Origin of the sequence: Azovibrio restrictus DSM 23866 (genome assembly GCF_000429665.1) — a bacterium.
Lineage (GTDB): Bacteria > Pseudomonadota > Gammaproteobacteria > Burkholderiales > Rhodocyclaceae > Azovibrio > Azovibrio restrictus.
This window is the reverse complement of the sequence record NZ_AUCH01000002.1, coordinates 333,114-356,553: the sequence shown is the minus strand read 5'-3', so window position 1 is coordinate 356,553 and position 23,440 is coordinate 333,114. Positions and strand designations below refer to the sequence as shown.

Annotated in this window: 23 protein-coding genes and 1 tRNA gene; 1 reads left to right on the top strand and 23 read right to left on the bottom strand. The window is 60.7% G+C overall.

All coding sequences use genetic code 11. The features are described from left to right. Window positions 1-494: 494 nt before the first annotated feature. Complete coding sequence (locus G474_RS19380; protein WP_051281782.1) at window positions 495-1,667, top strand: GGDEF domain-containing protein; 1,173 nt, start codon at window positions 495-497, stop codon at window positions 1,665-1,667. 3 nt (window positions 1,668-1,670) lie between these two features. On the opposite strand, the gene G474_RS0103630 is transcribed toward G474_RS19380, so the two are convergent. The 23 genes from G474_RS0103630 to glmM form a co-directional block, all read right to left on the bottom strand. Beyond that, on the bottom strand, window positions 1,671-2,237 hold the full coding sequence (locus G474_RS0103630) for an NUDIX domain-containing protein (RefSeq protein WP_026685792.1): 567 nt from the start codon (window positions 2,235-2,237) through the stop codon (window positions 1,671-1,673). A gap of 58 nt (window positions 2,238-2,295) precedes the next feature. Continuing rightward, window positions 2,296-3,777 (bottom strand): NADH-quinone oxidoreductase subunit NuoN, encoded by a 1,482-nt coding sequence (nuoN, locus tag G474_RS0103625; protein ID WP_026685791.1) that lies wholly within the window; start codon window positions 3,775-3,777, stop codon window positions 2,296-2,298. Window positions 3,778-3,789: 12 nt separating this feature from the next. After that, the gene (locus G474_RS0103620; protein ID WP_026685790.1) at window positions 3,790-5,271 is read right to left on the bottom strand and encodes an NADH-quinone oxidoreductase subunit M; all 1,482 of its coding nucleotides are present in this window, start codon (window positions 5,269-5,271) and stop codon (window positions 3,790-3,792) included. A 21-nt stretch (window positions 5,272-5,292) separates the two neighbouring features. Next, entirely contained in the window at window positions 5,293-7,317 is a 2,025-nt protein-coding gene (nuoL, locus tag G474_RS0103615; protein WP_026685789.1) for an NADH-quinone oxidoreductase subunit L, read from the bottom strand. A 5-nt stretch (window positions 7,318-7,322) separates the two neighbouring features. Continuing rightward, the gene (gene nuoK / locus G474_RS0103610; RefSeq protein ID WP_026685788.1) at window positions 7,323-7,628 is read right to left on the bottom strand and encodes an NADH-quinone oxidoreductase subunit NuoK; all 306 of its coding nucleotides are present in this window, start codon (window positions 7,626-7,628) and stop codon (window positions 7,323-7,325) included. 56 nt (window positions 7,629-7,684) lie between these two features. After that, window positions 7,685-8,287 (bottom strand): NADH-quinone oxidoreductase subunit J, encoded by a 603-nt coding sequence (locus G474_RS0103605; RefSeq protein ID WP_026685787.1) that lies wholly within the window; start codon window positions 8,285-8,287, stop codon window positions 7,685-7,687. Between the two features lie 12 nt (window positions 8,288-8,299). After that, window positions 8,300-8,788, bottom strand: a complete 489-nt coding sequence (gene nuoI, locus G474_RS0103600; protein WP_026685786.1) for an NADH-quinone oxidoreductase subunit NuoI — start codon at window positions 8,786-8,788, stop codon at window positions 8,300-8,302. A gap of 10 nt (window positions 8,789-8,798) precedes the next feature. Then, complete coding sequence (gene nuoH / locus G474_RS0103595) at window positions 8,799-9,836, bottom strand: NADH-quinone oxidoreductase subunit NuoH (RefSeq protein ID WP_425386868.1); 1,038 nt, start codon at window positions 9,834-9,836, stop codon at window positions 8,799-8,801. Between the two features lie 11 nt (window positions 9,837-9,847). Next, window positions 9,848-12,181, bottom strand: a complete 2,334-nt coding sequence (nuoG, locus tag G474_RS0103590; RefSeq protein WP_026685784.1) for an NADH-quinone oxidoreductase subunit NuoG — start codon at window positions 12,179-12,181, stop codon at window positions 9,848-9,850. Between the two features lie 47 nt (window positions 12,182-12,228). Continuing rightward, on the bottom strand, window positions 12,229-13,557 hold the full coding sequence (gene nuoF, locus G474_RS0103585) for an NADH-quinone oxidoreductase subunit NuoF (RefSeq protein ID WP_026685783.1): 1,329 nt from the start codon (window positions 13,555-13,557) through the stop codon (window positions 12,229-12,231). Then, window positions 13,557-14,030 carry an NADH-quinone oxidoreductase subunit NuoE gene (gene nuoE / locus G474_RS0103580; RefSeq protein WP_026685782.1) on the bottom strand — a complete coding sequence of 158 codons (474 nt, stop codon included), beginning with the start codon at window positions 14,028-14,030 and terminating at the stop codon, window positions 13,557-13,559. Before nuoE ends, nuoF begins: the two co-directional genes overlap by 1 nt. Then, window positions 14,030-15,283, bottom strand: a complete 1,254-nt coding sequence (locus tag G474_RS0103575; protein ID WP_026685781.1) for an NADH-quinone oxidoreductase subunit D — start codon at window positions 15,281-15,283, stop codon at window positions 14,030-14,032. Before G474_RS0103575 ends, nuoE begins: the two co-directional genes overlap by 1 nt. Further along, window positions 15,276-15,878, bottom strand: a complete 603-nt coding sequence (locus G474_RS0103570; RefSeq protein WP_026685780.1) for an NADH-quinone oxidoreductase subunit C — start codon at window positions 15,876-15,878, stop codon at window positions 15,276-15,278. The genes G474_RS0103575 and G474_RS0103570 overlap by 8 nt, the downstream gene beginning before the upstream one ends. A gap of 18 nt (window positions 15,879-15,896) precedes the next feature. After that, window positions 15,897-16,373: a NuoB/complex I 20 kDa subunit family protein gene (locus tag G474_RS0103565; protein ID WP_026685779.1), complete on the bottom strand. Its 477-nt coding sequence runs from the start codon at window positions 16,371-16,373 to the stop codon at window positions 15,897-15,899. A 3-nt stretch (window positions 16,374-16,376) separates the two neighbouring features. After that, entirely contained in the window at window positions 16,377-16,751 is a 375-nt protein-coding gene (ndhC, locus tag G474_RS0103560) for an NADH-quinone oxidoreductase subunit A (RefSeq protein ID WP_026685778.1), read from the bottom strand. A gap of 61 nt (window positions 16,752-16,812) precedes the next feature. Then, window positions 16,813-16,897 (bottom strand) — tRNA-Leu (locus G474_RS0103555). 35 nt (window positions 16,898-16,932) lie between these two features. Continuing rightward, window positions 16,933-17,301 carry a preprotein translocase subunit SecG gene (gene secG, locus G474_RS0103550; protein WP_026685777.1) on the bottom strand — a complete coding sequence of 123 codons (369 nt, stop codon included), beginning with the start codon at window positions 17,299-17,301 and terminating at the stop codon, window positions 16,933-16,935. An 8-nt stretch (window positions 17,302-17,309) separates the two neighbouring features. Further along, the gene (gene tpiA, locus G474_RS0103545) at window positions 17,310-18,068 is read right to left on the bottom strand and encodes a triose-phosphate isomerase (protein ID WP_026685776.1); all 759 of its coding nucleotides are present in this window, start codon (window positions 18,066-18,068) and stop codon (window positions 17,310-17,312) included. A gap of 119 nt (window positions 18,069-18,187) precedes the next feature. Beyond that, window positions 18,188-18,976, bottom strand: coding sequence for a phosphate ABC transporter ATP-binding protein PstB (pstB, locus tag G474_RS0103540; protein WP_169729487.1), 789 nt, complete (start codon window positions 18,974-18,976; stop codon window positions 18,188-18,190). 25 nt (window positions 18,977-19,001) lie between these two features. Beyond that, a complete protein-coding gene (pstA, locus tag G474_RS0103535; RefSeq protein WP_026685774.1) occupies window positions 19,002-19,925 on the bottom strand; it encodes a phosphate ABC transporter permease PstA in 924 nt (307 codons plus the stop codon). Then, on the bottom strand, window positions 19,925-20,875 hold the full coding sequence (pstC, locus tag G474_RS0103530; RefSeq protein ID WP_026685773.1) for a phosphate ABC transporter permease subunit PstC: 951 nt from the start codon (window positions 20,873-20,875) through the stop codon (window positions 19,925-19,927). Before pstC ends, pstA begins: the two co-directional genes overlap by 1 nt. A gap of 76 nt (window positions 20,876-20,951) precedes the next feature. Then, window positions 20,952-21,947: a PstS family phosphate ABC transporter substrate-binding protein gene (locus tag G474_RS0103525; protein ID WP_026685772.1), complete on the bottom strand. Its 996-nt coding sequence runs from the start codon at window positions 21,945-21,947 to the stop codon at window positions 20,952-20,954. Between the two features lie 133 nt (window positions 21,948-22,080). Next, entirely contained in the window at window positions 22,081-23,439 is a 1,359-nt protein-coding gene (glmM, locus tag G474_RS0103520; RefSeq protein WP_026685771.1) for a phosphoglucosamine mutase, read from the bottom strand. Between the last annotated feature and the right edge of the window lies 1 nt (window position 23,440).

Genomic DNA, 23,440 nt, shown 5'->3' with positions numbered 1-23,440 from the left:
GACAGTTAATTTCTTAACTGTGTGTTTGCTCTAAAACAGGTCTTTCGACCCACCTCAAAGCACCCACACTTATCGATTGTCCAAGTTTTTAAAGATCATCGAAGCGCTTCGCTTCGTTTGTTTCGCTTACCGCACCGCGTTCAGCGAAGGTGCGCATTCTACAGCACCGTTTCTTGTTGTCAAGCATTTTTTGAAATTTCTTCAAAACCACTCAACAACCAGAAAATCACCTCCAAACACCCCAGAAAAAGCGCTAACCCATTGATTAATCACTTTTTTCCAGAACCGCTCAGCGGCAACGAGCTGCGCATTCTACAGCATCTAAATCCACTGTCAACTACTTCTCGCAACTTTCTGGTGCCCCTCTTCTTGATATCCGAAGATGGGCGCTGCTCTTGATCGCAAGGGCTCCGGCAAAGTGCTGTATTCTCTAGGCTAATGGCTGAAGCTGGAGCCTTTCCAGCGGCAGAGTCCTGCACGGAACAAATCACCTGATGCCTTTAAAACCCCACGACACCAAACATGGTTCCACCGGCTGGCGTCGCATTCCCGCCCTGATGGCCAATGAGCTCAGGCCAGAGGAATTCCCCTGGCTGTTGAGTCCCCTCAGGCACCAACCCCTGCTGACATCCCGGCGGGCCACCATGATCGTGAACCGTACCCGCTTCATTGCGTTCCTGTTCGCGGTGCTGACCCCCCTGTGGAGCTTGGTGGACTACGTGGTATTTCCCCTTAACCTATGGCTGTCCCTGGCCGTGCTACGGCTCCTGGCCTGTTTCGCCTTTTTCGCCCTGGTCAGCCTGTACAAACCCGACGGCAGCCTCCCGGATGCCTATCGGGCCCTGGGCATACTCTTCCTGATCCCCACGGCGTTTTATCTTGCATCACACCAGGTGCTCGCCACCTTTGACCTGACCGGCCTTTCAGCGGCCATGGCCGCCGGCTATGCCTTCTTGCCTTTTGTCCTGCTGGCCGGGCTCTCCATCTTTCCCTTGAGTGTGGCGGAGAACCTGATTCTCGCCAGTCCCATACTGATTGCCCAGGGGCTATCCGGTGCCTTGAACTGGACCACCCTGGACTGGCCCTCCTTTGCGGGTGCGTTCTGGCTGCTGGCGCTCCTGACCGGCGTGTCCACATTGGCCGGCATGAGCCAGCTGGCTTTCATGGTTGCCCTGGTGCGCCAGGCCGTGCGGGATCCCTTGACCGGCAGTTTTGCCCGCCGCAGCGGGGAGGAACTGCTCATGCTTCAATTCAGCATTGCAGCCCGCAGCAGCACCCCCCTGTCCCTGGCCTTTCTGGATCTCGACCACTTCAAATCCATCAACGACCGCTTCGGCCACGAAGCCGGGGACCAGATGCTGAAGCAGGCCGCCGCCGCCATCAGCCGCATGCTCCGGAGCGGGGATATCCTGGTCCGCTGGGGCGGGGAGGAGTTTCTCGTGATCATGCCCAATACGGACATCCGTCAGGCTGACATTGCCCTCGCCCGGCTGCGCCAGGCCGGCCTAGGCCTGCGCCCCGATGGAGAGGACCTGACCGCCAGCATCGGGGTGGCGGAACGGCTCCAGGACAACACCCCCGATTGCCACGCCCTGATTCTGGTAGCCGACAGCCGCATGTATCAAGCCAAGAAGCGGGGGCGCAACCTGGTGGTCACCGACGGTTGAGTTTCAGATGCCCTGATGCAATTCAGCCATGTACAGGGCGGTGATGGTCTTAGCATCAGTGATATCCCCCTGCCGTATCCCCTGACGACAGGCTTCGGGGGACAGGGTAAAGATTTCCAGGAACTCCCCCTCATCGAGTCTGGGAGCCGAAACCCGCCGCAGTTTGCGCGCCAGGAAGACTTCTATGCGCTCATTGGAGTACCCGATACAGGGATGCAGGGTACCCAGATGCCGCCACTCCCCGGCCTCATGCCCGGTTTCCTCGAGTAATTCCCGGGTGGCCGTGGTTTCAATGGATTCACCGGGATCTATCTTGCCTGCAGGAAGCTCCAGAAAGCTGCGCCCCAGGGGATAACGGAACTGCCGCTCGAACAACAGGGTGCCATCGTCCAGCACCGGGACGATCACCACCGCACCAGGATGCACGATGTACTCCCGGGCGGACTCCGCACCATCAGGTAGACGGACCCTGTCCTTGCGGACTTCCAGCAGACGCCCCTGAAATACCACCTGCGAATCCAGCTGGGCTTCATGCAGGGCATCAAGTGGCGGATCAATGGAGATAGACATGGTGACTCCTCAAATGAAAACGCCCCGCGTTGCGGGGCGTTGTTTAATTACAGCCGGCTCAGGTCAGGGAACGCATCAAGGCGTAGGCACACAAGGACATGAGGAACTGGGGGAACAAGCCAAGAGCCGCCACCGCCAAGCCGTTGGCGGAAACCAGCACCTTGATGAACAGAGGACCTTCGATGGGCTCCTGAATCTTGGGTTCATCGAAGTACATGAGTTTGACCACGCGCAGGTAGTAGAAAGCCCCCACCAGGGAGAACAGCACCGCGGCCACGGCCAGCCAGTAGTAGCCGGCAGCCACCACCGCCTGCAGCACGGAGAATTTGGCAAAGAACCCCACAAAGAAGGGAATGCCGGCCATGGACAGCATGACGAACATCATCATTGCGGCAAACCAGGGGCTGCGCTTGTTCAAGCCCTTGAAGTCATCCAGTTCGTCGGATTCGAAGCCAGCCCGGGTCAGCATCATGATCAGGCCGAAACCCGCCAGGGTGGTGAGCACATAGGTCACCACGTAGAACATGGCAGAGCTGTAGGCATTCAGGGCAAAGCGGGCATCACCGCCCACCACGCCGGTGACGATACCCAGGAGCATGAAGCCCATGTGGGAAATGGCGGAATAGGCCAGCATGCGCTTGATGTTGGTCTGGGCGATGGCCACCAGATTACCGATACCCATGGACAGTACGGACAGCACGATCAGCATGCCCTGCCAGTCGGCAGCCTGGGTGATCAGACCGCTCACCAGAAGCCGCATCACGATGGCAAAGGCAGCCAGCTTGGGGGCGGCGGCGATGAACAGGGTCACGGAAGTGGGAGCGCCGTGGTACACATCGGGAACCCACATGTGGAAGGGCACGACCCCAAGCTTGAAAGCCAGACCCGCCACCAGGAACACGATGCCGAACACCAGTACGCTCTTGTCCACCGAGTAGGTGTAAAGACGCTCACCCACTTCGGTGATCTCCAGGGAGCCCGTGGCACCATAGATCATGGACATGCCGTACAGCAGCAGACCGGAAGCCAGGGCGCCGAGGATGAAGTACTTCATGGCGGCCTCGGTGGAGATGGCGCTCTCCCGGTTGAGGGCCACCATGGCATACAGGGACAGGGACATCATTTCCAGGCCCAGGTACAGGGTCAGGAAGTGATTGGCCGAGATCATCACCAGCATGCCCAGCGTCGCCAGCAGGGCCAGGACGAAGTATTCGCCCTTGGGGATGGCCTGGCGGTCCTGGATATACTCGCGGGAGTAGAACAGGGCCAGCATCACGGCGCCATAGACCAGGAGCTTCAGCAGGTCGGCCATCATGTCATCGACGAACATACCGCTGAAGGTGTAGACCACCTCGGTATTGCTGGTCAGCAGGGTAATGGCCGCACAGCCCAGCAGGGTCAGCTGGGTGAGCACGAATGTCAGGGTACGCCGGGGACTCTTGACTCCGAGATCCACGAGCAGGATCACGCATGCCATGAAGAGCAGGAAGATTTCCGGCGCTGCGGGGTACAGGCTGGGGGCGACAAAATCGTTGAACATGTCGGCTACCGATTATTGAATCTTGGTGATGGCAACGTGACGGAGGAGGTCATTGACCGATGCATGCATCACCTCCGTAAACGGTTGCGGATAAAGACCCATGCCAAGCACACAAAGCGCCAGCAGGGCAAGAATCAGGAACTCCCGGCCATTGATGTCGTTCAGTTCCCGCACATGGTCATTGGCCACGTCGCCGAAAATCACCCGCTTGTACATCCAGAGGGTATAGGCGGCGCCGACGATCATGGTGGAAGCGGCAGCAAAGGCGATCCAGAAGTTGAACTTGACCGCAGCCAGGATCACCATGAACTCACCCACGAAACCGGAGGTGGCGGGCAGGCCTGCATTGGCCATGGCAAACAGCATGAAGAACGCGGCGAACTTGGGCATGGTATTGACCACACCGCCGTAATCGGCGATCTGGCGGCTGTGCATGCGGTCGTAGAGTACGCCGATACAGAGGAACATGGCGCCGGACACGAAACCGTGGGAAATCATCTGCACCAGGGCCCCTTCGATCCCCATGGCACTGAACATGAAGAAGCCCAGGGTGACGAAGCCCATGTGGGAAATGGAGGAGTAGGCCACCAGTTTCTTCATGTCGGCCTGGACCAGGGCCACGAAACCGATATAGACCACCGCGATCAGGGACAGGGCGATGACCAGGCCGGCCAGCTCCTGGGAAGCGTCCGGGGCGATGGGCAGGGAGAAGCGCAGGAAGCCGTAGGCCCCCAGCTTCAGACCGATGGCCGCCAGCACCACGGAACCGCCGGTGGGTGCTTCCACGTGGGCGTCAGGTAGCCAGGTATGCACCGGGAACATGGGCACCTTGACCGCGAAAGCGATCAGGAAGGCCAGGAAGATCCAGATCTGGGCCCCCATGGCGATCGGCAGCTGGTGCCAGTCCAGGATGGAGAAGGAGCCACCGGACTGGATGAACAGGTACAGCAGGGCCACCAGGAACAACAGGGAACCCAGCAAGGTGTAGAGGAAGAACTTGATGGCCGCATAGACCCGGTTCGGTCCGCCCCAGACACCGATGATCAGGTACAGGGGGATCAGGGAAGCCTCGAAGAACACATAGAAGAGCATCCCGTCGAGAGCTGAGAAGATGCCGTTCATGAGGCCGGACATGATCAGGAAGGCCGCGTTGTACTGGGCCACCTTGTTCTCCACCACCTGCCAGCCAGCCAGCACCACCATCACGGTGATGAAGCTGTTGAGGATCACGAACAGCATGGAAATGCCATCCACGCCCAGGTGGTAGTTGATGTTGAAGCGGGGAATCCAGGGCACCAGTTCCACGAACTGCATGGCACTGGTGCTGCTGTCAAAGCCGCTGTAGAGCGGGAAAGTCACCAGGAGGCCGAGAATCGCGCCACACAGGGCGATGACGCGCGCCATGGGAGCGTTGCGGTCGGAACCGGTTGCCAGCACGAGGAGGCCAGCAAAGATCGGAATCCAGATTGCGAGAGAAAGCAGGGGATAAGACATGTTTTTCCTTGCCGTTCTACCTTAGACGCGAACCCAAAGGGTCAGCAGCAGCAACAGGCCGATGATCATGGTGAAAGCGTAGTGATAGACATAGCCGGTCTGGAAGTAACGGACCACTGCCGCCATCCAGCCAACCACCTTGGCAGAGCCATTGACGATGAAACCGTCGATGACCGCCACGTCCCCTCCCCGCCACAGGCCACGTCCCAGGAGACGTGCGCCACCGGCAAAGACGGTTTCGTTGATCTTGTCGAAGAAATACTTGTTTTCCAGGATGGCATTGAGGCCGGAGAAACGACGCTGGATCGCAGCCGGAATGTCAGGGCGCTTCATGTAGAAGAACCAGGCCACCACCACGCCGGACAAGGCCAGCCAGAACGGCGCCGTCCTGAAGGCATGGGCCACCATGGCCAGGGGGCCGTGGAATTCGTGAGCCAGTTCCTCCATGACCGGATGGGCCACCTTATCGATATGGATGACGCCCTCGAAGTAACCGCCGTACAGCAGGGGCTCGATCGCCACATAACCGATCAGAACGGAAGGAATGGCCAGCAGCACCAGGGGCAGGGTCACCACCCAGGGACTCTCATGGGGCTTCTGCCCGGGGGCCAGACCGTGATGATGGTCATGAGACACCTCCTCGTCGTCGTGGTCACCCGTATGCTCGTCGTGATGAGCCTTGCCGAACCGCTCTTCCCCGTGGAACACCAGGAAATACATGCGGAAGGAGTAGAAGGCCGTCACGAAGACCCCGGCCAGCACGGCGAAGTAGGCAAAGCCGGCACCCGGGATATGGGAGGCAGCCACCGCTTCGATGATGGAATCCTTGGAGTAGAAGCCGGCGAAGAAGGGCGTGCCGATCAAGGCCAGGGAACCCAGCAGGCTGGTGATCCAGGTGATGGGCATGTATTTCCGGAGGCCGCCCATGTTGCGCATGTCCTGATCGTGGTGCATGCCGATGATCACCGAACCGGCGCCCAGGAACAGCAGAGCCTTGAAGAAAGCGTGGGTCATCAGGTGGAACACGGCCACGGAGTAGGCGGAAGCGCCCAGGGCCACGGTCATGTACCCCAGCTGGGAAAGAGTGGAATAAGCCACCACCCGCTTGATGTCGTTCTGGATGATACCCAGGAACCCCATGAACAAGGCAGTGATGGCACCGATCACCAGCACGAAGGACAGGGCTGTGGTGGACATCTCGAACAGGGGCGACATGCGGGACACCATGAAGATACCGGCCGTCACCATGGTTGCCGCGTGAATCAGGGCGGAAATGGGGGTCGGGCCTTCCATGGAGTCAGGCAGCCACACATGCAGGGGAACCTGGGCAGACTTACCCATGGCGCCGATGAACAGGCAGATACAGACCACGGTCATCAGGGACCAGTCGGCCGCACCCCAGATATTGATGGTGGTGTTGGCGAATTCCGGCGCCTTGGCAAACACGGTGGCGTAATCCAGGGAGCCGAAGTGAGCCAGCACCAGGCCGATACCCAGGATGAAGCCGAAGTCACCGACCCGGTTCACCAGGAAGGCCTTCATGTTGGCGAAGATGGCGGTGGGACGGGTGTACCAGAAACCGATCAGCAGGTAGGACACCAGGCCCACGGCTTCCCAGCCGAAGAAGAGCTGCATGAAGTTGTTGCTCATCACCAGCATCAGCATGGAGAAGGTGAACAACGAGATGTAGCTGAAGAAACGGTTATAACCGGGATCCTCATGCATGTAGCCAATGGTGTAGATGTGCACCATCAGGGACACGAAAGTCACCACCAGCATCATGGTGGCGGTGAGCGAATCGATCAGGAAGCCCACATGGAAGCTGTAGTCGCCGGTGGTCATCCAGGTATAGACGGGACCATTGAAGGTGTTGCCGGCCATCACGTCCTGGAACACCAGCACGGAACCAATGAAGGACACCGCCACCCCGGCAATGGTCACCGTATGGCCCAGCCAGCGCGGAATCACCCGGCACAACAGACCGGCCACCGCCGCCCCGAACAGGGGGGCCAGGGCCACGAGCAAGTAAAGTTTCTGCATTTCCATGTTCATCAGCCCTTCAGACTATCCAGGTCATCCACGTGGATGGTCTTCAGATTGCGGAACAGCAGGACCAGGATGGCCAGGCCCACAGCTGCCTCGGCGGCCGCCACCGCCAGGATGAAGAACACGAACAGTTGCCCGTTCGGGTCCTGCATGTAGCGGGAAAAGGCCACGAAGTTCATGTTGACGGACAGGAGCATCAGCTCGATGGCCATCAGAAGGACGATCAGGTTCTTCCTGTTGAGGAAGATGCCGACGATGCTGATCGCGAACAAGATCGCGCCCAGAATCAGAAAGTGGGACAAGCTAAGCAAGGTACCTCCCCGTATTCTCAGTGCCGCCGCCCCTCCCCGGAGCGGCGATGCAATTTTCAATCCTGTTTTTCAACCGGCATCTTCACGACACGCACACGATCAGCTGCCTTGACGCGAATCTGGGCGGCGGGATCGGTGTAGCGGGTCTTCTTCGGGCCGCGGAAGGTCAGGGCCACGGCAGCCACGATGGCCACCAGCAGCACCACGGCAGCCAGTTCGAAGGGATAGACGTAATCGGTGGAGAGCAGCGCCCCCAGTTCCCGGGTGTTGGAGGCATTGGCTGCCACCCCGGGGACTTCGGAATCCAGCACCTGGAAGTAGCGGCTACCCAGCACCATACCCATTTCGATGGCGATCAGGATGCCGATCACTGCCCCCAGGGGCAGGTACTTCCAGAAACCCTGGCGCAGCTGGTCCAGGTTGATGTCGAGCATCATCACCACGAACAGGAACAGCACCATCACCGCGCCGATATAAACCATCACCAGCACCATGGCGAGGAACTCCGCCTGCAGCAGCAGCCACAGACCGGCCGAGGTAAAGAAAGCCAGGATCAGGTGCAGCACGGCATGGACCGGATTGCGGGCCGTGATGACGCGCAGGCCGGCGAAAATCAGGATCGCCGACAAAAAGAAAAATACAGTGGTCTTGAAATCCATCATCCGGCCCTGTCAGCGATATTTGGCATCCAGCGCGCGGTCGGCCGCGATCTGGGATTCATAGCGATCACCATTGGCCAGCAGCATGGCCTTGGTGTAGTACAGGTCGCCCCGCTTCTCTCCGTGGTATTCCAGCACCCGGGTCTCGACGATGGCATCCACCGGGCAAGCCTCTTCACAGAAGCCGCAGAAGATGCACTTGGTCAGGTCGATGTCGTAGCGGGTCGTGCGCCGGGAACCGTCATCCCGGGGCTCGGCCTCGATGGTGATGGCCATGGCCGGACAGATGGCTTCGCACAGCTTGCAGGCAATGCAGCGCTCTTCCCCGTTGGGGTAGCGGCGCAGGGCATGCAGGCCACGGAAGCGGAAACTCTGCGGCGTCTTTTCCTCGGGGTATTGCACGGTGATCTTGCGGGCGAAGAAATACTTGCCCGTCACCGACATGCCCTTCAGCAACTCCTTGAGGAGGAGGCTGTTGAAGATTTCCTTCATTGCACCCATGAAACTCGCCTCACTTCCAGATATTCAAGGGAGACATCATCCAGATGCCCACCACAAACAGCCAAACCACCGTCAGGGGAATGAACACCTTCCAGCCCAGACGCATGATGTGGTCGTAACGGTACCGGGGGAACGTGGCCCGGAACCAGAGGAAGAACAGCAGCATGAAACAGATCTTGGCCAGCAGCCAGACGATACCGTCGGGCAGGAAAGCCACCGGGGAGGACCAACCGCCCAGGAACAGCAAACTGGTCAGGGTGGCGATCAGAATCATTTCCGCGTATTCGGCCAGGAAGAACACGGCAAAGGCCATACCGGAATAATCCACATGGAAGCCGGCCACGATTTCCGATTCGCCTTCAGCCACGTCGAAGGGCGCCCGGTTGGTTTCCGCCACGCCGGAGATGAAATACACCACGAACAGGGGCAGGAGCGGCAGCCAGTTCCAGGACAGGAAATTCAGGCCCATGTCGGCGAAAGTCCCCTTCTGCTGGCTCTGGACGATGTCCACCAGATTCAGGCTGCCGGACACCATCAGCACCACCACCAAGGCAAAGCCCATGGCGATTTCGTAGGACACGATCTGAGCCGCGGCGCGCATGGCGCCCAGGAAGGCGTACTTGGAGTTGGAGGCCCAACCCGCCAGCACCACGCCATAAACCCCCATGGAACCAATGGCCAGGATATACAGCAGGGAGGCATCGATGTCAGCCAGCACCAGGGTATCGGTGAAGGGCACCACGGCCCAGGCCGCCAGAGCCGGCGCCAGGGACAGCATGGGCGCGATCACGAACAGGAAACGGTTGGCCCCGGAAGGCACCACGATTTCCTTCAGCAGCAGCTTCACACCGTCGGCGATGGGCTGCAGCAGGCCCAGAGGACCGACCCGGTTGGGGCCGATACGCACCTGCATGTAGCCGATCACCTTGCGCTCGGCGTAGGTCAGGTAGGCCACGCCCAGCATCAGGGGAGCCACGATCAGAACGATCTTGATCAGGGTCCAGACAGCCGGCCAGGCCGTGCCGAACACGCCCGTCCCGAATTGCATCAGAGTATCCATCAGGCACGCTCCACGGAAATGGCACCAAACATTTCACCCAGTGCAGCGGTGCTGGCATGGGCGGCAGCCACACGCACGCAACCGGCGGGCACCCCTTCATCCAGGGCGGCGGCGAGCTCGGCCCCCCCCTGACCTTGCCGGACGCGGACCAGGTCACCGGCCTGCAGGCCCAGCTGGGCCAGCGTGGCGGCAGCCATGCGGGCGGCAGGCGCCGCTGCGTCCCGAGTACGTTGCAGGGCCGGAGCCCGACGCGCCATGGGATCGGCAAAGTGGATGGGCACGTCAGCGATGCGCTCCATCCCCTGCCCTGCCTGGGGCAACTGCAGGGTGACACCGTTCAGGCCGTTATCCAGGCCGGTAGCGAACTCGCTCGCCCCGCCCAGCACCTGATCCCGGACCTCTTCGCTGGTGTTGTAGCCGAAGCCTTCCAGATCGAGCACATTGCCCAGGACCCGCAGAATCTTCCAGGCCGGGCGGGCATCGCCCGCCGGCCGGACCACGCCGGCGAAACTCTGGATCCGCCCTTCGGTATTGACGAAGGTGCCGGAGGTCTCGGTAAAGGGTGCCATGGGCAGAAGCACGTCGGCGTAAGCCAGGGCGGGCTCATGCTTGAAGGCGGAGAAAAGGACCACCATCTTGGCCTGGGCCAGGGCAGCCAGGGCCTGCTGCGGATTGGCGCAGTCGAACTCGGGCTCCACTCCCATCAGCACATAACCCTGGCGCGGCTGTTCGAACATCTGCCGGGCATTGGCGCCCGTGGGCAGGGCCCAGGCCAGCTGGGCGCCGACGCTGTTGGCGGCCTCGCCCAGGAAGCCGAAAGTGGCTCCGGTGATCTGAGCCAGCTGCAGGCCCAGGGCATGCAACTGGGTGGCGGCAGCCGACTGCTGGGCAGCATTGCCCAGGAACACGGCCTTCTTCTCGCCTTCGATCAGGCTCTGGGCCATGGCCTTGGCCTGCTCGCAGACCTGGACGTTTTCCAGACCGGCGGGCAGCTCCACACCCTTTTGCTGGGCGGCAGCCTTGACCACGGCGGCCAGGGTCTGGGCCAACTGGCTGGGGGCCACGGTCAGGCGGGCATGCAGGGGCACCAGCTGATCGTCAGCGGACAGATCGATCAGACTCAGGGCGGCGCCCCCCTTGCGGACGGCCTGACGCAGGCGCTGGGCGATCAGGGGATGATCCTTGCGCAGGAAGGAACCCACCACCAGAGCTGCATCCAGATTGTTAAGCTCGGCCAGACGCATGCCCAGCCAGGGAGTACCGACCCGCTTGCCGTCGCTGGTGAAATCCTGCTGGCGGGGACGATGATCCACGTTGCCGCAACCCAGGCCTTGCATCAGCTTCTGCAGCAGATACAGTTCTTCCAGGGTGGAGCTGGGCGCCGCCAGGGCTGCCAGGGCATCACCGCCGAACTCCCGGGAAATATCCTTGAGACCGTGGGCCACATAATCCAGGGCCACGTTCCAGGGCACTTCGCGCCACTCACCGCCCTGCTTCACCATGGGCTTGGTCAGACGCTGGTCGGAATTCAGGGCCTGGTAGGCGAAACGCTCCTTGTCGGAGATCCAGCATTCATTGACCGCTTCATTTTCCTTGGGCAGCACGCGCATCACCTGGTCGTGCTTGACCTGCACGATCAGGTTGGCGCCCAGGGAGTCATGGGGGCTGACGGAACGACGCCGCTGCAGTTCCCAGGAACGGGCGGTGTAACGGAAAGGCTTGGACGTGAGGGCGCCCACCGGGCAGAGGTCGATCATGTTCCCAGACAGCTCGGAATCCACGGAGCGGCCCACGAAGGTGGTGATCTCGGAGTGCATGTTCCGGTTGGCCATGCCCAGTTCCATGATGCCGGCGACTTCCTGACCAAAGCGGACGCAGCGGGTGCAGTGGATGCAGCGGCTCATCTCTTCCATGGAAATCAGGGGGCCCACATCCTTGTGGAACACCACGCGTTTCTCTTCCTGGTAGCGGCTCTTCATACCGCCATAACCGACCGACATGTCCTGCAGCTGGCATTCGCCACCCTGGTCGCAGATGGGGCAGTCCAGGGGATGGTTGATCAGCAGGAACTCCATCACCCCCTTCTGGGCCTGAACCGCCAGATCAGAGTGGGTGAACACCTTCATGCCGTTGGTGACGGGGGTGGCGCAGGCCGGCAGCGGCTTGGGCGCCTTTTCCACCTGCACCAGACACATGCGGCAGTTGGCGGCAATGGAAAGCTTCTTGTGATAGCAGAAATGGGGGATGTAGACGCCCATTTGCTGGGCGGCATCCATCACCGTACTGCCATCGGGCACTTGCGCCTTCTTGCCATCGATTTCGATTTCTAGCATGTCGCTACCTTGAAACGCGATTTAATTGGCCACCGGAGTTGGCGAATTTAACTGGCCACCTTGTGGAAGCCGCTCCCCGCCCACTGCACGTCCTTCGGCACCAGGCAGGTCTTGTGTTCGATGTGATGGGCAAACTCGTCCCGGAAGTGCTTGATGAAGCTCTGCACGGGCATGGAGGCCGCATCACCCAGGGCGCAGATGGTGCGCCCCATGATGTTGGTGGTGACGCTGGACAGCAGGTCCAGGTCATCGGGACGGCCCAGGCCGTTCTCGATGCGGTGCACCACCTTGTACAGCCAGTTGGTACCTTCCCGGCAGGGGGTGCACTGACCGCAGGATTCCTCGTAATAGAAGAAGGAAAGGCGCTCCAGGGACTTCACCATGCAGGTGCTCTCATCCATCACGATCACGGCGCCGGAACCCAGCATGGAGCCAGCCTTGCTGATGGAGTCGTAATCCATGGTGCAGTCCATCATCACGTCGCCAGGCAGCACGGGAGAAGAGGAACCACCGGGAATCACCGCCTTGAGCTTGCGACCGCCGCGCATCCCGCCGCACATCTGCAGCAGCTCGGAGAACGGGGTACCCATGGGGATTTCGTAGTTGCCGGGGCGGTTCACGTGACCGGAGACCGAGAACAGCTTGGTGCCGCCGTTGTTGGGCTTGCCCAGATTGAGGAAGCTTTCGCCCCCCATCTTCAGGATGAAGGGAATGGAAGCGAAGGTTTCCGTGTTATTGATGGTGGTGGGCTTGCCATACAGGCCGAAGGAGGCCGGGAACGGCGGCTTGAAACGGGGCTGCCCCTTCTTGCCTTCGATGGATTCCAGCAGGGCGGTTTCCTCGCCGCAGATGTAAGCGCCATAACCATGGTGGGCGAACAGTTCGAAACTGAAACCGGAACCCAGAATGTTCTGACCGATGAAACCAGCAGCCCGGGCTTCGTCCAGAGCGGCTTCAAAGCGCTTGTACATCTCCCAGACTTCGCCGTGGATGTAGTTGTAGCCCCGGGTGGCCCCCATGGCGTAGGCGGCGATGGCCATGCCTTCGATCACCGCGTGGGGGTTGTAACGGATCAGGTCCCGGTCCTTGAAGGTGCCCGGTTCGCCCTCGTCGGTGTTGCACACCACGTACTTGTCGCCCGGGAAGGAGCGGGGCATGAAGCTCCACTTCAGACCGGTGGGGAAGCCCGCACCGCCGCGGCCGCGCAGGACGGATGCCTTGACTTCGGCGATCACCTGCTCCTGGGGGATGTTCTCCGCCAGGATCTTCTTCAGCATTTCGTAACCACCGCGGGCCACGTAATCCTTCAGCTGCCAGCTGTTGTCACCGTCGAGACCGGCCATCAGGACCGGATTGATTGCGCCGAGGATAGCCATTACTTGAGTTCCTCCAGCAGCTTGTCGATCTGCTCGGGGAGCATGAAGGAGCACATGCTGCGGTTGTTGACCAGCATCACCGGTGCATCGCCACAAGCCCCCATGCACTCCCCTTCCCTGAGGGTGAAGCGGCCATCGGGAGTGGTTTCGCCCATCTCGATGCCCAGCTTCTGCTTCAGGTATTCCGCCGCGTGGTAGCCGCCGGACAGGGCGCAGGGCAGATTGGTGCACACCGTGAGCTTGTACTTGCCGACCGGCTTCAGGTCGTACATGTTGTAGAAGGTCGCCACTTCCATGGCCGCCATGGGCGGCATGCCCAGGTAGTGGGCCACGGCCTCGATGGCCTCGGCGGGCAGCCAGCCCTTTTCTTCCTGAGCCAGGGCCAGGCAGGCCATGACGGCAGACTGCTTCTGGTCGGCCGGATACTTGGCGACCTCGCGGTCGAACTTCTGGAGCGTTTCAGCGGTAAACATTAGCGGTCGATCTCGCCAAAAACGATGTCCTGGGAACCGATGATCGTAACGACGTCGGCAATCATGTGGCCGCGGGACATTTCGTCCATGGCAGCCAGGTGGGCAAAGCCCGGAGCCCGGATCTTCATCCGGTAGGGCTTGTTGGCCCCGTCGGAGATGAAGTAGATGCCGAACTCGCCCTTCGGGTGTTCCACGGCGGCATAGGCTTCGCCCGGCGGCACGTGTATCCCCTCGGTGAACAACTTGAAGTGGTGGATCAGCTCTTCCATGTTGCTCTTCATGGCTTCACGGGAGGGCGGCGCCACCTTGTGGTTGTCGGTGATGACCGGGCCGGGGTTCTTGCGCAGCCAGTCGATACATTGCTTGATGATGCTGTTGGACTGGAGCATTTCTTCCATGCGCACCAGATAACGGTCGTAGGAGTCGCCATTGACCCCCACCGGCACATCGAAATCCACCTTGTCGTAGGCGGCATAGGGCTGCTTCTTGCGCAGGTCCCACTCGATACCCGAACCGCGCAGCATGGCGCCGGTGAAGCCCAGCTGCTTGGCCCGCTCCGGCGTCACCACCCCGATGTTCACCAGACGCTGCTTCCAGATCCGGTTGTCGGTCAGCAAGGTGTGATACTCGCTGTGGTATTTGGGGAAGCGGTTGGTGAAGTCTTCCAGGAAATCCAGCAGGGAACCCTGGCGGTTTTCGTTGAAAGCCTTGACCGTGGCAGCGTTCTTCCACTTGGAGACTTCGTACTGAGGCATGCGGTCGGGCAGATCCCGATACACGCCACCCGGGCGATAGTAGGCCGCATGCATACGGGCGCCGGAGACAGCCTCGTAGGCGTCCATCAGGTCTTCCCGCTCCCGGAAGGTGTACAGGGCCATGGTCATGGCCCCCACGTCCAGGGCGTGACAACCGATCCAGAGCAGGTGATTGAGGATCCGGGTCACCTCGTCGAACATGGTGCGGATGTACAGGCCCCGTTCCGGCACCTGGATACCCAGCATCTTCTCCACTGCCATGCAGTAGGCATGCTCGTTGCACATCATGGACACGTAGTCGAGGCGATCCATGTAAGGCACGGACTGGACCCAGGTACGGGTTTCCGCCAGCTTTTCGGTGGCCCGGTGCAGCAGGCCGATGTGCGGGTCAGCCCGCTCCACCACCTCGCCGTCCAGCTCCAGCACCAGGCGCAGCACGCCGTGGGCCGCCGGGTGCTGGGGACCAAAGTTCAGGGTGAAATTGCGAATATCAGCCATGGGCCACATCCCCATAGGTATCTTCACGCCGGATACGCGGCGTATTTTCCCGCGGCTCGATGGTCACGGGCTGGTAAATGACACGCCCCTCGTCCGGGTCGTAACGCATCTCCACATGACCGGAGATGGGGAAATCCTTGCGGAAGGGATGACCGACAAAACCATAGTCGGTGAGGATCCGGCGCAGGTCTTCATGACCATCAAAGACGATGCCGAACAGGTCGAAAGCTTCACGCTCGAACCAATTGGCGGAACTCCAGATGGGGGTCACGGAAGCGACCACCGGAAAACCATCGTCCTCGGCAAAGACACGCACCCGCAGCCGCCAGTTATTGGCGATGGACAGCAGATGGGACACGGCGGCAAAGCGGCGCCCTTGCCAGCTCTCCCCGTAGGCGGAGTAATCCACCCCACAGAGGTCGATGAGCTCTTCGAAGCCCAGCTCGGGCTCGTCGCGCAGGGTGAGCATCACCCCGGCGTAATCGGCAGCAGCCACTTCGATGCTCACCTCGCCCAGGGCAAGAGTGAGGCGCTTGAGACGATCACCCAGATGCTTCTCCAGGTGTTGGCTAAGTCTTTCCAGCTTGGCGGACATAAGGATGACCTGAGGAAATTAGCGGGCGATGGTACTGGTGCGACGGATCTTGTTCTGCAACTGGATGATGCCGTAGATCAGGGCCTCTGCCGTCGGAGGACAGCCGGGCACGTAGATATCCACAGGCACAATCCGGTCGCAACCGCGCACCACCGAATAGGAATAATGATAGTAGCCACCACCATTGGCACAGGAGCCCATGGAGATCACCCAGCGGGGCTCGGCCATCTGATCGTAGACCTTGCGCAGCGCAGGCCCCATCTTGTTGGTCAGGGTACCTGCCACGATCATCACATCCGACTGGCGCGGCGAGGGACGGAACACCACGCCAAAACGGTCCAGATCGTAACGGGAACAACCGGCATGGATCATTTCCACCGCACAACAGGCCAGACCGAAGGTCATGGGCCACATGGAGCCCGTGCGCACAAAATTGATCAGCTTGTCGGCCGTGGTGGTGACAAAGCCTTCCTGCAGAACACCTTCAATCGACATGAATCACTCCCAATCCAGGGCGCCCTTGGCCCAGGCGTAGGCATCACCCACCAGGATGATGGTGAGGAAAATCGCAACTTCGATGAAACCGAAGAACCTCATGGGCTCGCTGGCAACGATGTCCTTGAAGACCGTGGCCCAGGGAAAGAGGAAGGCAATTTCGAGATCGAAGAGGATGAAGATGATGGCAATGAGGTAGTAGCGCACATCGAACTTCATGCGCGCATCTTCGAATGCCTCGAAGCCACACTCATAGGGGGAGAGTTTTTCCGAATCGGGACGACTCGGAGCGAGAAGCCAACCCATGAGTACCGGCAAGACTCCAATTGCCAGACCCACGAGAATGAACATCAGAATCGGAAAATAATTTTCCAGCATGATTCGGCCACACTCGTTAGTCAAAAAACAGGCAGCTAAAAAGCTGCCCCTATTATTGTTATGGTGCCGACGGCGAGACTCGAACTCGCACGGCTTGCGCCACTACCCCCTCAAGATAGCGTGTCTACCAATTTCACCACGTCGGCCGGAAATCCCGATGGAGCCTGAAACCCCAACCAGATTACCTGGGAATATCCTTTTCTTTCGAACCTGCCGGGACAGCGGCGCCTTGAGCTTCAGGCGCAACAGCAGGCTGCGTAACCGGGGCGGATTGTACAGCTTCCTGCATCACACTTCCAGAGGTTTTTGGAGCACTGGAGGCCACATAGGCCAAAACCAGGCTGGTAATGAAGAAAACCGTCGCCAAAACCCCCGTGCTGCGACTCAGAAAGTTTGCAGAACCGGAGGAGCCAAAAAGGCTGCCGGAGGCACCGCTACCAAATGCCGCACCCATGTCCGCGCCTTTGCCGTGCTGCACGAGCACCAGGCCGATGATGGCAATCGCCACCAGGATATGAACCGTCAAAACCAGGGAAAATAGCCAATTCATGGAATTCTTCAAATATTCGCCGCCTGGCAGATGGCCAGGAACTCTTTTGCATCCAAGGAAGCGCCACCGATGAGACCACCATCGATATCCGGCTGGGCGAACAACTGCGCCGCATTTCCAGCCTTGACGCTACCACCATAAACGATCCGCAAGCCCGCAGCCACCCCGGGATCACGTTCCGCCACATACTGCCGCAAGGCCTGATGCACCGCCTGAGCCTGCTCGGGGGCAGCCGTCAGGCCAGTACCTATGGCCCAGACCGGCTCGTAAGCCAGTACCGCATCTGCCAGAGCAGCAACACCATGGGCATCCAGCACTGCCTGCAACTGCCGGAACAGGACCGGCAAGGTATCGCCAGCCTGCCGCTCCGCCAGAGTCTCCCCCAGACAAAGCAGAGGAACCAGGCCGGCAGCCCGGGCCGCCCCGAACTTCCGGGCCACCAGAGCATCGGATTCAGCGTGCATGCTGCGCCGCTCCGAATGCCCAACGATCACATAACGGCAGGCAAAATCCAGCAGCATGGAGGCAGCAACTTCGCCGGTGTAAGCCCCGGATTCATGAGGACTCACATCCTGAGCCCCCAGGGCCAGACAGGAGCCCGCCAGCAGACGGGAAACCTGATCCAGGTAGGGATGAGGAACACAAACCGCAAACGCCGCTGCTGACGAGTCACCGAGGGACTCCAGGAGTTCAGCCACCAGCTTCTGATTGGTGACGCAACTGCCATTCATCTTCCAGTTACCGGCTACAAACGGCTGGCGGCGCATTCAGTTTACCCACGGACCAAGACGCCGGATTATATAGACCGGGCTAAGCCACGGTCAAGAAAGGAAAGGGCTCGGCAGCACGCCAAGCCCTTTGCAAAAACAACACAAGCCTTTGAATTTCAACCAAAACGTCCGGTAATATAGTCCTCGGTCTGCTTCTTCTGGGGCTTGATGAAAATCTCGTCAGTCACCCCGAACTCCACCAGCTCGCCGATATACATGTAAGCGGTGTAGTCGGAAACCCGGGCCGCCTGCTGCATGTTGTGGGTCACGATCAGGATGGTCACCTTGTTCTTCAGCTCGGTAACCAGCTCCTCGATACTGGCCGTGGCGATGGGGTCCAGGGCCGAGGTAGGCTCGTCGAACAACAGGAGTTCAGGATCGGTGGCCAGGGCCCGGGCGATGCACAGGCGCTGCTGCTGACCGCCGGAAAGATTGGCCCCCAGCTCTCCGAGACGGTCCTTGACCTCATCCCACAGGGCAGCACCGCGAAGGGCGGATTCCACCTTGTCGTCGAGCACCGACTTGGAACGCTCCCCCCGGACCCGGAGACCATAGGCCACGTTCTCATAGATGGACTTGGGAAAAGGGTTAGGCTTCTGGAACACCATGGAAATGCGCATGCGCACCTCGATGGGATCCACCTTGGGGGAAAGCAGGTTGGTGCGATCCGGGTGGAACTCGATGCCACCACCCTCGTAGCGGTTACCGGGATACAGGTCGTGCATGCGGTTGAAGCAGCGCAGGAAAGTGGATTTGCCGCAACCGGAAGGCCCGATCAGGGCCGTGACCTTGTTCTCATACACAGGCATGTTGATGCCCTTGAGGGCATGGAAGTTGCCGTAGTAGAAGTTCAGTTCCTTGGCCTCGGCCTTGAGGATGGGGTGTTGTGCTTGCATTTCGCTCATGGAATTCACCAATCGTATTGAGTTCTTACCACTTGATGCTCTTGCGCATCCGGTAGCGCAGCCAGATGGCGGCGCCGTTCATCAGCAGGGTCATGAATACCAGGATGAAACCCGCCGCAGCCGCATTTTCCAGGAAGGCGGCTTCCGGCCGGGAGGTCCAGTTGAACATCTGGATTGGCATCACGGTAAAGGGAGAGAACAGCCAGTCAAAGGGGCCGGCCGGGGGCTCCCCCGTGAAGGGCGCGTTGGGCAGGAAGGCAATGAAGGTCAGCGCCCCGATGGTGATGATGGGGGCCGTCTCGCCAATGGCCCGGGCCATCCCGATGATGACCCCGGTCATGATCCCGGCACTGGAATAAGGCACGATGTGGTCCCGCACCACCTGCCAGGTGGTGGCACCGCAACCGTAAGCTCCCTCCCGGACCATCTGGGGAATGGCGCGAATGGATTCGCGGGTGGCCACGATCACTACCGGCAGGATCAGGAGCGCCAGGGTCAGCCCGGCGGTGATGATGCTCTGCCCCAGGCCGAAGGTGTAGACGAACAGCCCCAGAGCCAGCAGACCGTAGATGATGGAGGGCACGCCTGCCAGGTTGGTCACGTTGATCTCGATGATGTCGGTGATCCAGTTCTTGGGGGCATATTCTTCCAGATACACCCCGGCAGCCACCCCCAGGGGCACGGCGGCCACGGCGGTGACGAACATCACCAGCAGGGAGCCGACCCAGGCAGAGAGGATGCCCGCCTCGGAAGCCCGGCGCGAGGGGAAGGAGGAGAGGAATTCGGCATCGATACGCCCCAGCCCCTCGATGGCCATGTCCACAAACAGGGCCAGGAAGGTCAGGATCCCCACCATCAGGGAAAGGATGCCCAGGATCCCGAACAGCCAGTCATAGCGTTTGTGCTTGCCGATCAGATCCCGCAGGGATTGCAGTTCTTGTTGGTTCATCAATACACCTCGCGGTATTTCTTGCGCATGTAGTAGCCGAGCAGGTTGAAAGCCAGGGTCAGGAGCATCAGGGTCAGACCCGCAGCGAAGATGGTCTGGTAACCGATGCTGCCATGGGGCAGATCCCCCAGGGCCACCTGCACGATGAAGGAGGTGATGGTGGCCCCCGGCTCGGCGGGGTTGAAGGTCAGGTTGGGCTGCATGCCGGCCGCCACGGCCAGGATCATGGTCTCCCCCACCGCCCGGGACACCCCGAGGATGTAGGCGGAAGCAATACCCGAGGTCGCCGCCGGCATCACCACCCGGATGGCGGTCTGCAGGCGGGTGGCGCCCATGGCGTAAGAGCCTTCGCGCAGGGACATGGGCACGGCCCGCATGGCATCCTCGGACAGGGAAGCCACGTAAGGGATGATCATCACCCCCATGATCAGGCCGGCGGAGAGCAGGTTGAAGCCCGGCAGATCCGGATAGATGGCCTGCAGGATGGGGGTCAGGAACATCAGGGCGAAATAGCCATAGACGATGGTGGGCACCCCGCCCAGCAACTCCAGAAAAGGCTTGGCGATCTCGCGCACCTTGAAGGTGGCGAACTCGGACAGGTAGATGGCGATCACGGTACCCAGAGGAATGGCCACCAGCAACGCCACCAGGGAACTGGTGATGGTCCCGGAGAGGAGCACCATGATGCCGTAGTGGGCATCATCGAACAGGGGCGTCCATTGGGTATCGAACAGAAAATCCTTGAGCGGCACGTGCTCGAAGAAGACCAGGGACTCGCTCACGAGGATGTAGACAATCGCCACCGTGGTGAACACGGACACGAAGGCCGCCAGGAACAGGATGGCCTCGATGACCTGCTCCTTCATGTGACGGGTGCGATCTTTCTTGAGCCGATCACTTGGCACGGACATCTCCGCTACTCCCTGGGAATCGATAACAACTGAAGTCATGAATGCTTTCCGTTGGTTGATGCAACAAGCGGAAACAGCCACCCCGGGGAAACCCCCCGGAGTGGCCTGAAGGATATTACTTGGCTTCGAGCTTCATAAGCTCTTCGATGGTCAGACCCACCTTGTTTTCGCCGCCAAACTTGGTGCCCTTCTTCATGGCCTTGAACTGCTCCATGTTGTGGGAATAAGCCTTGGCGGGCAGAGGCACGTACTTGACTTCCTTGGCGAGCTTGGAGCCATGGGTCATGTAGTACTCGACGAACTCCTTGATTTCGGGACGCTCGGCAGCCTTGGCATTCACATACACGAAGATGGGACGGGCCAGGGGGCTGTAGGAGCCATTGATCACGTTGTCGTTGGAGGGCAGCACGGCCTGGCCCTTTTCATTGACGATGGGCACGGCCTTCAGCTTGCCGTGGTTTTCCTCGTAATAGGCAAAACCGAAGAAGCCCAGGGCATTGATATCGCGGGATACCCCCTGAACCAGCACGTTGTCGTCCTCGGAGGCGGTGAAGTCACCCCGGCTGGACTTGGACTTGCCGGTCACGGCCTCGGTGAAATAGTCGAAGGTACCGGAGTCGGCACCGGGCCCGAACAGCTTCAGGGGCTTGTCAGGGAAAGCGGGGTTGATCTGCTTCCAGCTCGTCACCTTGCCTTGGGCAGCGGGTTCCCACATGGCCTTCAGTTCAGCCACGGAGAGTTGCTTGACGAAATCGTTCTTGGGGTTGATGACCACGGTCAGGGCATCGTAGGCCACGGGCAGTTCGATGTACTCGATGCCGGCTTCCTTGCAGGCGTCCATTTCCTTCTTGGCAATGGGGCGGGAAGCGTTGGAGATGTCGGTTTCGCCGCGGCAGAACTTCTTGAAGCCGCCGCCAGTGCCGGAGATGCCGACGGTGACGCGCACGGCACCCTTCTTGGACTTCTGGAAGTCCTCGGCCACGGCTTCGGTCACAGGGAAGACGGTGGAAGAGCCGTCGATCTTCACGTAGGTTTGGGCGGCAGCGGCGCCGGAAACAGCAACGCCGGCCAGGGCGAGGCTCATGGCGGCAAACAGGCGGGTAACTTGCATCGTCTATCTCCTGAACTTTTGGTCAAAAATATCGCTGCGACGCAGCAGACAGACGAAAGTCTAGGGTGGGCGTGTTACACGTTTGTTACAAAACCGTTATGGCCCCGCAGAATTCCTTCCCGGGGCCCCGGCCTCAGCCCTGCAGGGCCCCCGCTACCGCAGCAGCCAGGAACTCAGCCTGCTGCCGCACCAGCACACCGTCCCCCCCTTCCACCATGACCCGCAGCAGGGGCTCGGTGCCCGAAGCCCGCAGCAACACCCGCCCCCGACCTGCCAGAGCCTGTTCCACACTACTCCGGGCCGCTTCGATGGCCGGATGCCCCTGCCAGGCAAAGCCCTTGACGATGGGCACATTGATCAGCACCTGCGGGTAAAGCTGCAAAGCCCCCAGCAGCTCGGCAGCTCCCTGCCCCTGCTGGCGGATGGCGGCCAGCACCTGCAGGGCGGCAATGATGCCGTCCCCGGTGCTGTGCTTGTCCAGACAAAGGAGATGCCCAGAATTCTCCCCTCCCAGCTGCCAGCCCCGTTCCAGCAGGCGCTCCACCACATAACGGTCGCCCACGGCAGCCCGCTCGAAGGGAATGCCCAGGCGCTCCATGGCATGCTCCAGGGCCAGGTTGCTCATCAGGGTGCCCACCACCCCCGGCACCGTCTGCCCCTGGGCAACCCGGGCCGCCACGATGGCGTGCAGCAGCTGGTCCCCGTCGTACAAGGCCCCATCCGGCCCCACCATCATCAGGCGGTCGCCATCCCCATCCAGGGCAATGCCCAGGTCGGCCCCCTGGTCCTGCACCGCCTGGCGCAGGGCAGCCGGGGCAGTGGCGCCCACTCCGGCATTGATGTTCAGACCGTTGGGTTCGGCACCTATGGTCCGGACCTCAGCCCCCAACTCATGGAATACATCCGGCGCCACGTGGTAGGCGGCCCCATGGGCGCAATCCACCACCAACTTCAGCCCCCGCAGGTTGAGCTCATTGGGAAAGGTGCTCTTGCAGAACTCGATGTAGCGCCCCCGGGCGTCGCTGATGCGCCGGGCCCGCCCCAGCCGGGCCGACTCGACACAACCCATGGGGCCGTCAATACCGGCCTCGATGGCCTGCTCCACCCCGTCGGGCAGCTTGCTGCCGCTGGCCGAGAAGAACTTGATGCCATTATCGTCATAGGGATTGTGGGAAGCGGAAATCACCACCCCGGCCTGGAGCCGCAGAGCCCGGGTCAGGTAGGCCACCCCCGGGGTAGGCAGCGGCCCCACCAGACAGACATCCACCCCCGCGGCGGAAAATCCGGCCTCCAGGGCGGCTTCCAGCAGGTAGCCGGAAACCCGGGTGTCCTTGCCGATCAACACCGCCGGCCGCTCTCCCTGGGGCAGGCCGTCCTGGGCCACCAGCACTTTCCCGGCCGCATAGCCCAGCTTCATGGCGAATTCCGGGGTGATGGGAAACTCCCCTACCCTGCCCCGCACCCCGTCGGTGCCAAAATACTTTCTGCTCATG